Below are 13,598 nucleotides of genomic sequence, written 5' to 3' on the forward strand. Positions count from 1 at the left end.
CGCACCCCCCGTTTGGCGGAGCTTCGTATATCTCTCGCTTTACCACGATCTTATCCGAAGTGATTAGGCGAGCTAGGCGCTTCAGCGAGCTGCCACTACCTCGTAGGCGTCCAAAGCTTCTTGGTGTGCCGATGCCGAAAAGCAACCCAGCGGCCGGTCCATAAACGGCCAGCAAGTCGAAGTCCTGGCCTCCATTCGTAGGATGGGTCGACGAGCGGGTCGAACAGTGGCGCGCGCGCCCCCGAGAGGAAGAGGGAATGTCTTATAACGGAGCGTCCGCAAGTGTCGGACGCTGACCGGGCTGCCCAGCGCAACCCTGCTGAACCCGACGCTTTGGTGTCACTTCCAAGTATACCCTGATGTGCAACAACAACATATGCGCAAATCGAAAGCCGTCCGGCTTACCGGTCAAGAACGGGAGCGCCGCTAAGACGAAAAAGCATCTCGCTGTAGGGTAGCCGAGCAAGGATCTTGCCGTGGTTGGCAATTGCCGCAGCTGTCATTCCTCTACATAGGAGACTGACGCCCCCTTAGGTTCGTTGGCAGATGGCATCCGGACTGTCAACGAGATGCAGATCCGGAACCCCATGTACTATGGCAGTTACACCCTCAGGAATGGCTCCGATCGGTTGAACTACCAATATGCGCACACCGAGCAGCCACCCTATCATAATGGCGGCTACGCAACCAGTGCAGCCAAAGACGCCGAACTTCTTCATCGCATCGCACCTATTCCCCGCATCCCATCATCGTACCTGATGGCGTGATGGTGCATTCGTTGCCTTCAGTGTCCACGGAATGAGTTCCGGTGCTGTCTGTCAGGAGCGAATGGAGTAGGAGTTTCCTTCGCTATCGCTACTGGTGACCTCTTGGCCTCCGTTCGGAAAGCGAAGAGTTTCGGTGTCAATCGAATAGTTATTCCTTCGGTATCGTACGATCTCACATGTTGATCCCCATTTTTGCCGGAATAGGAATCTGTGCAGACCCTGTAGTCGCTTTCACCCAAGCAATCAGCGTATGCGGAAGCGGTGCAGCCGAGTAGAAATGCTGCCGTCAATCCGATGACGTTTACTTTCATTGAATTTCCTCGATAAAAACACTAAAGCCCCGCCAACAGTCATAACGGCTCTGGGCGCGAGGAACCGCAGCGGCTAGGTATCCTTGAAGTTAAACCGCCTATCAAGCCAATCTGCGCCTCTGAAATACACCGCACTCGAGTGCCACGAGTTGTTCAAGGTAAGCGTCCAGGCCCAAAGGATTATGGATACAAATGCACCAATCCACCCGTACAGCAGAGCTGCCGCAAAAAGCGATGGGGTCGACATAACGAGTATCCACCACTCCCAAATGAAGCGCAAGGTAATACCGACGCAAAAATAAATAGAGATGAAGAGTATAATCCCGACAACGACCCCTGCAAATTCCATTATCCTGCCAGTAGTTTTCTTTTTTGCTGTTCGAATTCTTGATCTGTGATGATTCCGGTCGCCTTCAAAGCGCCGAGACGCTCAAGCATTGACACCACGTCGGTACCCTGCGGTTGATTGTAGACTGGAGCTGGCTGCCTTCTCTGCTCCAGTGCATCCCTAACCTTATTGACGAATTTGACAACAGTCTTCTTCCAAACGTTGCTGATGTGCCGCTGCGAAGCTCCGTCTTCGATGGTGATCGAACCAAAGATGAGCCCCGTTTTGCCGCTAACAGCATTTACCTTGTCAAGGCCTATGCTGGCCTGCTTCAGGCCGTAGATCATTCCTTTGTCGAGAAAGATGATACGTCGGTCTGTCAGGGTGATGAGCCACGTGTCGCCGTCCATGAGCCCAGAAGTGAATGCCAATACCTGCTCACCGTCTGAAAGAATCTCCGGAAGGTGATTTAGCTCTTTCTTTGTAAAAAATTGATCGTCGCCGATTTCATCGGCGATACGTTTATACTCAATTCGAAGCTCCGCCTTGGACGCATTTTTAAAATCGAAGGTCATATTCTCTCCAATCGCTATCCGAGTCAGCAGCGCACAGATTGTATTTCTAAGATTTAGGCTAGGTTATCCCACCGGGCGAACGGCTTTCGTAATTTTCAACCAATCTGATGTTCTATTTTGTTTGAAACGCCGAGATATGGGAGCTTCGTGCAAGGTGGCTAGATGAAAAGAAGCCACCACATTCGGCGCGCTTGGAGCAGCTTGTGCACTCGTTCAAGTACGCATTTTTCCAGTCACTAATCGACCGCTTTGCATACTTGTGGATAGAGCCATCAAGAAGACAGAGCTGGTGATTGTAGACTGAAACATTGATCCTAGCCGCAGCCAGATATTGCACAGCCGCCCGCAACTCACTTCGATAGTCGTACGGGTCCATCCAGAGCTTATCCATATTTGCCCTTGTGAAGCCAGTGATCTCCAGTCCCATAAACGTCACGTGGTCTACGAAGGTGAGGTTTCTAAAAATGAAATCTGACAGGTCGACGAGACCTTCATAGGTCTGCTTGTGAACGACAACTCGTATCTCAACCTCAGCCCCGACGGCCTTCAGGTTCATGATCCCGCGGATGGTCTCATCGAAGGCGCCTTTGGACTGAACCACGTAGTCGTGAACTTCCGGGTCGGCGGAATAGATCGGTATGCCGACCGAAAGACGAGGATGTCCAATCCCTTGATAGCGCTCTGCGAATTGCCGATCCTTGAACGTCCGGCCATTGGAAAGAATATGAACCGGCGTAGACGGAAGGTGGTCACGAGCTGATGACAAAATGTCAAAAAAGTCCTCACCCACCAGCGTTGGCTCACCGCCAGTGATCCCGAGAAACGGGGTCGTTACGGGCAGCAGGGGCAGCACATCCAAAATCTCCCTCGCCAACCAGCGATCATCAACGTCTTTGGGTGGCTGGGAGCACATCAAACACAGGTGGTTGCACCGCTCCGTTACGAGGAAATAGTTCGCGTTGGCATCCTTTCTGAACAGGACACGCACTGCCTTTCGATCCGGCACAAAGCGGATGACGTCTCCTTCGCTAAGGTAGTCGAACTCGTGGGGCAGAACGACTAGTCGTCGGTCTGAAAACAGTCGCTCAGCTTCCGGCCGATGCTCCTCAAAGGTGACAACCCACTGGCATTCAGGATGAAACGTCTGCCCCTTGAAAAGATACGCATCATGTTCTCGGTTAGGCGCTTGGTCAGCTTGGCCCGTCACGAGCCTAAGTGCCACTCGCTGTGAGAAATCACCGACGCTTGCTGACACAGCGAAGCCACTCAGTCGCAACATCCTAATTCGCCCAACTTAGAAAGAGTTCTCGGGCGGTAACGTCCCTCTCCATAAGGTCGATCAGCCTCTTGAAGATCGACATATTGCGATTGCAGAATCCCGACCGCGTTTTGAGGCCAACAAAGTCGCCCTGCGTTGCGGTATGGAATACTGGATCGGAGCCACAGAACGGCTCGTAAGCGCAGTCGGCGCACATCGGTACGGAGCCTGCAAAAGATTGCTCGATAGGATCGAGGAGAGCGTCGGACCCGAAAATCTCGCCATAGGTGTTTTCGTGGACATTCCCGAGCAGAAATGTCTTGTCGCCCATTTCGGCCAACATTCGTGCTTCGTCGGACGCGTAGACGCTGGCGTCATAGTTATAGACAACGGCGGAGATACCGATGCCTGCCGGGCTCATAAGATCCACATATCCTGGCTCGAAAGGCGTGAGCATCTTTGTAAGGATGGTGGCCGCGTAAAACTCCTTGAAAGGAATGCCGTTACGGTTCAGTTCCAGGATGTAATTCAGCCCGTCGAAGTAGAAATCGAGCCAGCGGTCCACGTCATAGGCTGCGTACGATTTCGTCTTGACCGCGAAGCCGTAAGGGGAAAGCGGCCGAAGGAATATTCCGGGGAAATCTAGCCGCACGTATTCGTCAATGATCTCGCGCGCCAGTGGAAGACTGGCTTTGGTCGTTGTCATAAGTGCGCTGACGCGTTCATGGCCGAGAGCCAGTCTGGCCTTGTGGATACCTGCCACAGCCAATTCGTAGCTGTTCTTTCCCGGGCGCGGTCGATTGGCATTGTGAAGAGTGGCCGCTCCGTCGAGCGACGTTGAAATTAGAATCCTGTGCACGCGACAGAATTCCAAGATTTCGTCGGTGATGACGGCGAGATTCGTCGTGATGACGAATTGCAGCGACCGCCCGGCGACCTTGTTGATCGCTTCAGCCCGATGCACGACGTGTTGGATCAACAGGAAATTCAGGAGCGGCTCGCCGCCTTGGAACTCGATCTTGATAGCCGGACTTGGAGACTGGAAAATGAGCGCCAACGCCTTCTCGGCAGTCTCCTCTGACATATCGAAGGCTGAACGATCTTCGCTTTGGCGAGATACCTGACAGTAGGGGCAGGAGTGCTCGCACCGCAAAGACACGACCATGATGTGAAGCGAGGTGAAGTTCTCAAGCCTTCTTGCCTTGGTCCGAACCTTCAGCGCCAGCAGCTCCTTGCCGATATTGGAGGATGCATCAAAGAGGAACTGCCTGCTGCGCAGGCGGGAGTAGGCGGGGTGTGTGCTGGGAAGCTCGTGCCTGATAAACGAAGCCAGCACGGCGCGCGGCAATACCAGATATTCGCCCGCTTGGTTGGTCAGCACATACCGCTCGTCGTCCAACTGGGAAAAACGAAAGTACGCGAGCTGATAAGTGTCGTCCAACGGTCGTTGGAACTCAGTTGCCGGAGCAAACTTAGTCATCGGACTGCAGGCCCGATCTGGAAAACGCAAGCGCCAGTATCGCGTTTCTAACAGTGGCGGTTTCGGCGGCGATGCTGCTACGCAGGTCCTGATCCAAGACCTCTAGCCGCAGTCTTTCTACCGCTGCGTCGGCCGAAGTTCGCGCGGCCGCCTTGCTGAAGTTGATCGTGCATACTGCGAAGCCGCCCTCGATCGTGATCTCAACCGCAGCGTTGCCGGTTACCCGATACGCTGCGCGCTTTACACAGTCGAGGCTGAAGACTGACAGATCAAACTTGACTTGGGCAGTCTGGACGAGCTCGCTCTCGCGAGGGGTGTCCGCCATCAACAATAGCTGTAGCCAGAGCAGTGGGACCCGTGACTAGCATGGCTCGAATGGCTGGTGTGGTACGCCATGATAACGTCCGTACCATTTGAGCGGTCTAGCACCTCACCGTAGCCGAGGTCCGCCGGGACAGTGCCAGCTTCAGCGAGCTTGGTCGAAGGCTGATTTGCCGATTCGACAAGGACTGCAGCCTGAACTTGGCCGCCGAGAATCATCGTGGCCGACAAGGCCATTGGTGACAGGAAATTGCGTTTCGACATTATCCAAACCCCCGTTTGTACGGACTCATTAGCAAAACGCGCCAAGCCGGACAAGTACCGATTGTGGAGAAGTGCTTGAGGGACCACTAATGTTCCGGGTCAAATACTTGTATTGTGGAGTTGACGGGTTCCGTCTTCTGAGCGCAATCGATCGCAGAAGCGGCCCGACGATGCTCTTTTGCAGCCGCTTCGGCTGCCGCCAGAAAGCGCTCGGATTTCAGCCCGAGACAGCTGTTCGGAAGGTTTGGTTCTGGGCCATTGGCGATCTCCGCTTGATGGGGTTCGCCGCAACGCGGACCATAGTCCTACATGCCACGCTGCCTGACCTCCTGGCCTACTCTCACGGGAGCGATAGGGCCAGGCGCCAAGCGCCACCATCAGGAGGGAAGCGGTCGTGCCGACCATGTCTCGCGCCTGTAGCGTCGCGGGCGCCGCATCAAGGAAGCGGGCTACAGCGCTGCGGCCTGATACTGGACTCCCGGCTTCAGACGATGCATTCTCGCCTCGGGGAAGGGATCATGGGCAATTCTGTTCCTGCCAGGAGGTTGCAGAGGCGAAGGCCTTGGTGGAGCTCGCTTTTCCGCTATCGTCTCGCCGCCGTTCTGGTGATGCTCGGGGCGACTTCCGCGGGCTATCTTGCAGTCGGCGACGATCGGCACGAGCTGCCGCACGTTCACCATGGCGGCGATTCGTCGGCCAGCAACGCGGCTGTCCGCGAGGCGGGCTGCGATATCAAGGGCAACATTAACGAGCGCGGCGAGCATATCTACCATATGCCGGGGCAGGAATATTACTCTGCTACGCGCGTCAACACAGCTCGAGGAGAGCGCTGGTTCTGCTCACAATGGGAAGCGTGGTGGGCGGGCTGGCGGAAAGCGAAAGTGTAGCGATTGCCTTTAGACTACACCTTCAGTTGCTCGATGCGCGTGCTCTTTATTGGAAGTTCGAACATCGCGCCGCCCGCGACAATTTCCGATTGCTTTTCGATCGTGCACCAAAGGGCGAGTAGCCGCTCCATTTGCTTGACGACCGGAGCCTTGTAGAGGCCCTTCGAAAGAAAAAACCCGACGAGCCGAGAGCTTCGAAATGCAGCATATTCGACCCTGTTCCGGGTAATGCGTCGATCGCCAGAGATGACGATCCAACGCCCCCTCCGTGCTCAGCTGGCCGACCCAGGCCACATCTTTCACGCCGGGGCCGAACTTCTCTCTGATATGGACGATCTCATGCTCCCCGGCGAACAGGGCATTTAGCGAACGGGCGAGAGCGGGCGACAGGTTTTCGTCGACCAGGGCTTTCACGCGGCGCTCTGAAGGCTCTCTTCGAATTTAATGGCGTCTCTAACAGCGGCAGCTGAGACATCGAAAAGGCGCGCCACCTTTTCCATGGATCCTTCGGCTTCTACAGCTTGCGCAAGCGCCTCGGTCGGGACGCCATATTTGGAGGCGATCGGCTGACCGAACGAACCATGGGGGTCGATCACGATGGACTGCTTGCCATTGAAGGGCCGCCAGCGCGCCACCGCGTCATCCTCGATATCCAGGTCTTTGAACGTCCGCTCTATGACCTGGCGGAAAACATACTGCCGCCTCTTCAGGTCGAGTAGCTTGGTTTCACCGGAACGCTCGATTCCTTCGAGGAAGATCGTTCTGCCGTCAGTCTGGAAGCGCCTGGTTGAGAACGGGCGCTCGTCATTGACACACTCACGTGCGTACTCGATGCAATTTCTAACCGCCAAAAGGCCGACGCCGGCCCCTGTGAATGCTTTGACAAAGCGGAGCTCGATCAGGTCACGGAATCCGATCTCGAGATGATTGTCGATGATCGGCCACTGCGATGACCATAGCGGCGCGATCGATGCTCAACTTCTTCGCGGCGGAGGTGTAGCCCTTCATCCACCTCGAAATGTTGAGCGCAGACGTCCCTATCAGGCGCGCGGCCTCTCCGACGGTGTAGGAGCCTACCCCGAAGAAGTCTGCGTCTTGAATGTTCTGGCGTACCGACATGCCGGAAGAGTTATCCACTTTCATAGACCTTTGCGAAGCAGTGCTGGGTCCCCATTCCCGGCAAGCACCGAAACCGAGATGCGGCTTGGGATATGTTCGAGGCGATGTCAGCCACGCGGCACTGACTGACTTTCATTCCGCAGAAGAGAAACGAACAGCCCGCTGCGGCTGGTGGCGGGTTTTTCATGTCGCTTTTCATGTCGCGTCCATCAGCCGCGCATCAGTAAAAACCGTTGGAAACCAAGGACACTCAGTTGCAACATGGTGCAACATGAGCTGAATATTACAGAAACAAGCGGTGCCCAGAGGCAAGTAGGAAATGTCTGTGCTTCCAGATCTTACCACGCACATAGCATGCGGACAACCAACAGAAATAGCAACAATAGATTCCTGTGGGTTATTTCATTCCTCCCGGAATGTCCGACTGATTTGGTCCGACAGCGGCTTCACGAAATAGGAAAGCGCCGTACGCTCACCCGTCTGGACCATCGCTTCGGCCGGCATACCGGGCACGAGCGTCAGGCCCTTGAGCTTCGTCAGTTCCGCCTGCGGAACCGACAGGCGCACCAGGTAGTACGAAATGCCGTTTTTTTCATCCGTCGCCAGATCGGCTGCGATCCGGCTGACATATCCGTTCAATATCGGCGTGGTTCTCAGATTGAAGGCTGACATCCGCAGCACGGCCTTGTGACCAAGCTGGATTTGGTCGATGTCCTTCGGGGTGATTCGTACTTCAAGCGCAAGATCGTCGCCTTCCGGCACGATTAGCATGATCGGATCGGCGGGCGTGATCACTCCGCCGACCGTATGAACTGCGAGTTGTTGAATGGTGCCTGACTGCGGCGCGACGATATCGATCCGCCGCAGTTCCTGTTCAACCGCCACCTTGCGCTCAACATACTCCCCGACCTGCGCCTGAACCTCTCTGAGCTCCTGGCCCACTTCCGACTTGAAATCCTGATCGATCTGCGGGATCTGCAGGCGCGTTTCGGCTATGCGGGCTGCCGTCTGTGCCTGATTTGCGATCTTCTCACCGCGTTCGCCACCGAAAGTGGCAACCTGGATCTTCAGGCTGTTCAACCGTTGGTCCGAGACAATGCCTTGGTTGCGCAGCCCACTTAGAACAGCAATTTCCTTTTGGAGAACCTCGATCATTTTTTCACAGGCAATTTCCTGCGCCTTGAGTCCTTCGATCTCGTGGTGATATTGAGTAATGCGTTCCGCCAATTGCGCCTGCTTCCCGTCGCGGGATTGCCTGCGGAATTCGAACAGCAACGTCTCGCTATCTATTGCCGAAGCTACGTCCGGAACATCTCTTCGGGCGAGTAGCCAGTCCGGGAAGGGGATTTCCGCGAGATCGTCACGCTCAGCATCGAGTCGTGCCAGGTAGGCGGCCAGCTCATCGAGCCGCTTGGTGACTATGGCGAGATTAGCGCGCGCCTGGGTGGCATCGAGCCGCATGAGGATGTCGCCGGCTTTTACCTTATCGCCTTCGCGCACCAGGATTTCTCCCACCACCCCGCCAGTCGGGTGCTGCACCTTCTTGACATAGGAAACGACGACAAAGTGTCCGGACGCTACAACCGCACCGGAGAGATTCGTGAAGTTCGCCCAGGCTCCGGCTCCTCCCACAAAGATCACGCTCGCCAGAAAGCCCGCCACCAGGTGGCGGCGAATGGAGCTTGAAACGTCATTGTTCTGATCAATGCCGGACACCGGTATCCTCCATGTCAGCGCGCTCTGCCACGTTATCCTGTGTAGACTCGATGGCCTTCAGGACTTTGGAAGGCGCACCGAATGATCGCTGCCGTCCACCTTCCATCACCAACACCAAATCCACGGCGCGGATGACGCTCGGCTGATGGCAGACAACAACCGCAATGCCCTTGCGCTCGCGCACGGAGGCGATCGCCTTAGCGACTGCAGCTTCGCCTTCCGCGTCGAGATGGATATTGGGTTCATCCAGCACAACAAGGAACGGGTCTCGATAAAGGGCACGGGCAAGACCGATAAGCTGGCGCTGCCCGGCGGAAAGTGCCGATCCGACCTCACCAATCGGAGTTTCGTATCCGTGCTCAAATCGGAGGATCAGTTCGTGCGTGCCCGCTGCTTTCGCCGCGGCGACAATAGCCTCAGGGTCAGGATCATGTTCAAAACGAGCAATGTTTTCGGCAATGGTGCCGTCGAACAGTTCAACACCTTGCGGCAGATAGCCGATATGACGGCCTAGTGCTTCCCGGTCCCATTGATCGAGGCTTGCGCTGTCGATGCGAACCTTCCCGGCGACCGGCGTCCATGCGCCGACGATGGCGCGCCAGAGTGTCGACTTGCCCGAGCCCGATGGACCGATGACCCCGAGTGCGCTTCCCGCCTGAATGGCAAACGCAATGCCGGTCACGGTCGGCTTGCTTTCGCCGGGCGGAACAATTGTCACGCTTTCGAGGCGCAGTTCGCGTTCAGGTGCAGGCATAGGCACAACAGGAGCGGTTTCAGGAACCTTTTCCAAGAGGTCCTCCAGCCGCGCCCAACTCTGGCGCGCCATGAGGAAGGGTTTCCAGCTTGAAATGGCCAGATCGACCGGAGCCAGCGCACGCCCCATCATTATCGAACTGACAATCATGACCCCGGCCGTAGCCTCCTGCCTGACGACAAGGTACGCACCGACGGTAAGAATGGCCGATTGCACCTGCAGGCGCAAGTCGGCATTGCAACGCGCTGCTTGCAGCAGACCATTGCGTGCCATGTTGTGGGCAACGGTATCGCTTATCGGCCCTTGCGAGAGAGTGTTGGCAAGGAGTGTCAGAGATGTGAGACCGACCGCCCCGATAAGTGCCGTCATGCCGATCCAGAAATGAAGGAGGAAGCAAATGCCGAGATAAAACAGCATCCATGGCAGATCGAAGAACGCTGTCGGACCGTTTCCACCTAAGAAGCCGCGAACATTGTCGAGATCGCGAAGCGGCTGCAAGCCGTCGCCCGGCATGCGCGTTGAAAGCGGAAGGCGAACGATCGCATCGTGAACGCGTCCGGAAAACTGTCCATCGAAACGCTCGCCAATCCGCAGCAGCACGCGGGCGCGCAAAATGTCGAGCAGGCATTGGAACGCATAAAGCCCCGCAGCAAGCACGACGAGCCCCACCAGCGTGGATACGCTGCCACTTGCCAGAACGCGGTCATAGACCTGAAGCATGAACAGCGGCGAGATCAGCGCAAGCACGTTGACCACGCCGCTGATCAACACAATGCCCCAAATCGCGGAAGTCAGAGGGAAGGGTCTCAAAGCTGAATCCTTTAAGGAATGGTTGTCACGTAAGTCTCCGCAGCTGGCGACCCAGCTCCCTATATTGCTCCCCGACCGGCAACCGACTGCATCCGCTCGCTGTTCAGGATCAGTGCTCCCGCCGAATATGTTTGGTCCCGGCATTTAATGGAGCGGGTCAACAACACCGTCCGGCTGAAGGTTTGGAAGGGATTTATCGTGGTCGGCCGCAAGGGCCCCAACAGGCTTCCGCCTCCACACCTTCAGGAGATTTCGGTCCACGACCAGCGCGACGCGCAGGGCTTCGTCACTGTACACGCTGACTGCTCCCAGGCGCCCCGGCCCATGGCAAGTAGCGGAAACGGACGGGAAAGCGCCCGCCCGGGGGGGGCGGGGCGGGCGCGGTTCCGCATGGGTTTTCTGGATCAAACGAAGGTGAAGTCCGACGCGGTCAGGCCTAGGTCGGCCACGGTGACTACACCGCCCAGGTGGGCGAACTCGTGCGCGCTGCCGTCGGCGGTGACATAGGCCAGAGTTGCAACTCTGTCAGTGTAGCTGCTTTGGTAGACAATGATGTCGCCGGCGTGCTCGCCGGAGATCGCACTCGCCGCCTCATTAGCAGAGTTGAAAGATTCACCAGTGATCACCACGACGTGTTCGCCGTTCGCACCCGACGCCGCACCGCTGTAGAAGCTGCTCACCGGGTAGCCGGACTGTATGCTGGCGTTGTTGACGAAGTTCGCGCCAAAACCGTCGTTGTAGAGGCCTACCGCATCGAAGGCGAACTTGTCCTCCGCCGGGTTGAAATCGGTGATAGTGGTAATGTCCGACGTCGACCCGACAACCCCAGGCACCGGATTGTGGAACTGGAACACGAACGTGTCACTGTCGCTGCCCCCGGTCAACGTGTCCTGGCCGTCACCCACGTAGAGGACATCCTGGCCGGGTCCGCCGCTGAGCCTGTCATTGTCCTCACCGGAGACGCGCGCGTTGAAGCGGCCGTTGTCGCCGGAGAGATCGTCCCAGCCATCTCCGCCGAAGATGCGGTCGTTACCCTCGCCGCCGATGGCTCGGTCACTGCCCGCGCCACCCGAGATCTCGTCGTTGCCGCCACGACCGTCAAGCCAGTCACCGCCCTGGTAACCCTCGATCCAGTCAACACCCTCGGTGCCGAGGAGTGTTTCGGAACCCGGGCCACCTTCGATAATCTTTGCCATTGAAAATACTCCTAATGATGCCCCTGCCTGAGTCGTTCATATTCGTCATCGGACAATTGGAGAAATCGATTGCTTGGATAGGCATACATTTACGAAATGGATGCATTCTCGTTCACTTCGCCCTTCTGCTGAGCAGTTGCGGGCTCGCAGGCGGCGGGGACACGCCCCAGGCAATCGGCCCGAACATTCACACTCAAAGAACCGTCCAGGAAAACTTGGCAACCGGTCGTCCTGGTTGGGCCGCCCTCGGAAGAACGGGCATGGGGCTGTGTTGCCGAGTCGCGCCGGCACTGCCCATTGCGAGCAATGGAACGTTAGGGAGCGCGTTCGCGCGAGCCGAGATCGGAACCGACAGGCGCACCAGGTAGTACGAAATGCCGGGTTCACCAGGATTTCTCCGACCACCCCGCTAGTCGGGTGCTGTATCTTCTCACTAGGAAACGACGACAAAGTGTCCGGACGCTACAACCGCACCGGAGAGATTCGTGAAGTTCGCCCAGGCTCCGGCTCCTCCCACAAAGATCACGCTCGCCAGAAGGCCCGCCACCAGGTGCCGGCGAATGGACTCGAAACGTCATTGTTCTGATGAATGCCGGACACCGGGATCCTCCATGTCAGCGCGCTCTGCCACGTGATCCTGTGTAGACTCGATGGCCTTCAGGACTTTGGAACGCGCACCGAATGATCGCTGCCGTCCACCTTCCATCACCAACACCAAATCGACGGCGCGGATGGCGCTCGGCCGATGGGCGACGACAACCGCAATGCCCTTGCGCTCGCGCACGGAGGCGATCGCATTAACGACTGCAGCTTCGCCTTCCGCGTCGAGATGGGCATTGGGTTCATCCAGCACGACAAGGAAAGGGTCTCGATAAAGGGCCCGGGCAAGACCGATAAGCTGACGCTGCCCGGCGGAAAGTGCCGATCCGGCCTCACCAATCGGAGTTTCGTATCCGTGCTCAAATCGGAGGATCAGTTCGTGCGTGCCCGCTGCTTTCGCCGCGGCGACAATAGCCTCAGGGTCAGGATCATCTTCAAAACGAGCGATGTTTTCGGCAATGGTGCCATCGAACAATTCAACACCTTGTGGCAGATAGCCGATGTGACGGCCTAGTGCTTCCCGGTCCCATTGATCGAGGCTTGCGCTGTCGATGCGAACCTTCCCGGCGACCGGCGTCCATGCGCCGACGATGGCGCGCGAGAGTGTCGACTTGCCCGAGCCCGACGGGCCGATGACCCCGAGTGCGCTTCCCGCCTGAATGGCAAACGCAAGGCCGGTCACCGTCGGCTTGCTTTCGCCGGGCGGAACGATTGTCACGCTTTCGAGGCGCAGTTCGCGTTCAGGTGCAGGCATTAGCATAACAGGAGCGGTTTCAGGAACCTTTTCCAAGAGGTCCTCCAGCCGCGCCCAACCCTGGCGCGCCATGAGGAAGGGTTTCCAGCTTGAAATGGCGAGGTCGACCGGAGCCAGCGCACGCCCCATCATGATCGAACTGGCAATCATGACCCCGGCCGTAGCCTCTTCCCTGACGACAAGGTACGCACCGACGGCAAGAATGGCCGATTGCAGCAGCACGCGCAGCGACTTTGAAATGGCACCCAGCCCACCTGCCACGTCCCCAGCTTTCCGGTTGGCGGCCAGGCACTTGGCATTGGCCTTTTGCCATCGGGCAGCGATCCGCTTTCCAAGACCGAGAGCTTGCACGACCTCGGCATTGCAACGCGCTGCTTGCAGCAGACCATTGCGTGCCATGTTGTGGGCAACGGTATCGCTTATCGGCCCTTGCGAGAGAGTGTTGGCAAGGAGTGTCA

Annotated in this window: 12 protein-coding genes and 1 pseudogene; 1 reads left to right on the forward strand and 12 read right to left on the reverse strand. The window is 57.2% G+C overall.

Features of this window, described 5'->3' with window-relative positions:
* Window positions 1–1,426 precede the first annotated feature (1,426 nt).
* From NKI64_RS23235 to hxsD, 4 genes are all read right to left on the reverse strand, one after another.
* Window positions 1,427–1,981, reverse strand: a complete 555-nt coding sequence (locus NKI64_RS23235) for a PH domain-containing protein (protein ID WP_352670249.1) — start codon at window positions 1,979–1,981, stop codon at window positions 1,427–1,429.
* A gap of 112 nt (window positions 1,982–2,093) precedes the next feature.
* Window positions 2,094–3,260: a His-Xaa-Ser system radical SAM maturase HxsC gene (gene hxsC / locus NKI64_RS23240; RefSeq protein ID WP_050588172.1), complete on the reverse strand. Its 1,167-nt coding sequence runs from the start codon at window positions 3,258–3,260 to the stop codon at window positions 2,094–2,096.
* Between the two features lies 1 nt (window position 3,261).
* Window positions 3,262–4,719, reverse strand: coding sequence for a His-Xaa-Ser system radical SAM maturase HxsB (gene hxsB, locus NKI64_RS23245; protein WP_352670252.1), 1,458 nt, complete (start codon window positions 4,717–4,719; stop codon window positions 3,262–3,264).
* Entirely contained in the window at window positions 4,712–5,044 is a 333-nt protein-coding gene (hxsD, locus tag NKI64_RS23250; RefSeq protein ID WP_023672253.1) for a His-Xaa-Ser system protein HxsD, read from the reverse strand. Before hxsD ends, hxsB begins: the two co-directional genes overlap by 8 nt.
* A gap of 778 nt (window positions 5,045–5,822) precedes the next feature.
* Between hxsD and NKI64_RS23255 the strand changes: the two genes are divergently transcribed.
* On the forward strand, window positions 5,823–6,191 hold the full coding sequence (locus NKI64_RS23255) for a sunset domain-containing protein (RefSeq protein ID WP_352670255.1): 369 nt from the start codon (window positions 5,823–5,825) through the stop codon (window positions 6,189–6,191).
* A gap of 9 nt (window positions 6,192–6,200) precedes the next feature.
* Here NKI64_RS23255 and NKI64_RS32180 read toward each other — a convergent pair whose 3' ends face one another.
* From NKI64_RS32180 to NKI64_RS23300, 8 genes and pseudogenes are all read right to left on the reverse strand, one after another.
* Window positions 6,201–6,605 (reverse strand): PIN-like domain-containing protein, encoded by a 405-nt coding sequence (locus tag NKI64_RS32180; protein WP_245275989.1) that lies wholly within the window; start codon window positions 6,603–6,605, stop codon window positions 6,201–6,203.
* Window positions 6,602–7,042, reverse strand: a complete 441-nt coding sequence (locus NKI64_RS23270; protein ID WP_352670258.1) for a hypothetical protein — start codon at window positions 7,040–7,042, stop codon at window positions 6,602–6,604. Before NKI64_RS23270 ends, NKI64_RS32180 begins: the two co-directional genes overlap by 4 nt.
* Before the next feature lie 52 nt (window positions 7,043–7,094).
* Complete coding sequence (locus NKI64_RS23275) at window positions 7,095–7,334, reverse strand: hypothetical protein (RefSeq protein ID WP_352670261.1); 240 nt, start codon at window positions 7,332–7,334, stop codon at window positions 7,095–7,097.
* 378 nt (window positions 7,335–7,712) lie between these two features.
* Complete coding sequence (locus NKI64_RS23280) at window positions 7,713–9,026, reverse strand: HlyD family type I secretion periplasmic adaptor subunit (protein WP_352670264.1); 1,314 nt, start codon at window positions 9,024–9,026, stop codon at window positions 7,713–7,715.
* Window positions 9,013–10,548 carry a type I secretion system permease/ATPase gene (locus tag NKI64_RS23285; protein ID WP_502881992.1) on the reverse strand — a complete coding sequence of 512 codons (1,536 nt, stop codon included), beginning with the start codon at window positions 10,546–10,548 and terminating at the stop codon, window positions 9,013–9,015. Before NKI64_RS23285 ends, NKI64_RS23280 begins: the two co-directional genes overlap by 14 nt.
* 446 nt (window positions 10,549–10,994) lie before the next feature.
* Window positions 10,995–11,786 (reverse strand): calcium-binding protein, encoded by a 792-nt coding sequence (locus tag NKI64_RS23290; RefSeq protein ID WP_023673926.1) that lies wholly within the window; start codon window positions 11,784–11,786, stop codon window positions 10,995–10,997.
* A 369-nt stretch (window positions 11,787–12,155) separates the two neighbouring features.
* Window positions 12,156–12,386 (reverse strand): annotated as a pseudogene (locus NKI64_RS23295) (HlyD family type I secretion periplasmic adaptor subunit); the annotation flags it as partial.
* Window positions 12,361–13,598, reverse strand: a 1,238-nt coding sequence (locus NKI64_RS23300; RefSeq protein WP_352670268.1) for a type I secretion system permease/ATPase, incomplete at its 5' end; no start/stop codon positions are given. The gene NKI64_RS23300 and the pseudogene NKI64_RS23295, both read right to left, overlap by 26 nt.

It is taken from the genome of Mesorhizobium sp. M0478, from assembly GCF_040321305.1.
In the GTDB taxonomy this organism is placed as follows: Bacteria; Pseudomonadota; Alphaproteobacteria; order Rhizobiales; family Rhizobiaceae; genus Mesorhizobium.

What these genes read in the sequence shown, in the direction of transcription:
- NKI64_RS23235 (WP_352670249.1), bottom strand. Translation starts at nt 1,981, where the DNA reads ATGACCTTCGATTTTAAAAATGCGTCCAAGGCGGAGCTTCGAATTGAG.
- hxsB (WP_352670252.1), bottom strand. Translation starts at nt 4,719, where the DNA reads ATGACTAAGTTTGCTCCGGCAACTGAGTTCCAACGACCGTTGGACGAC.
- hxsC (WP_050588172.1), bottom strand. Translation starts at nt 3,260, where the DNA reads ATGTTGCGACTGAGTGGCTTCGCTGTGTCAGCAAGCGTCGGTGATTTC.
- NKI64_RS23290 (WP_023673926.1), bottom strand. Translation starts at nt 11,786, where the DNA reads ATGGCAAAGATTATCGAAGGTGGCCCGGGTTCCGAAACACTCCTCGGC.
- hxsD (WP_023672253.1), bottom strand. Translation starts at nt 5,044, where the DNA reads ATGGCGGACACCCCTCGCGAGAGCGAGCTCGTCCAGACTGCCCAAGTC.
- NKI64_RS23255 (WP_352670255.1), top strand. Translation starts at nt 5,823, where the DNA reads ATGGGCAATTCTGTTCCTGCCAGGAGGTTGCAGAGGCGAAGGCCTTGG.
- NKI64_RS23275 (WP_352670261.1), bottom strand. Translation starts at nt 7,334, where the DNA reads ATGAAAGTGGATAACTCTTCCGGCATGTCGGTACGCCAGAACATTCAA.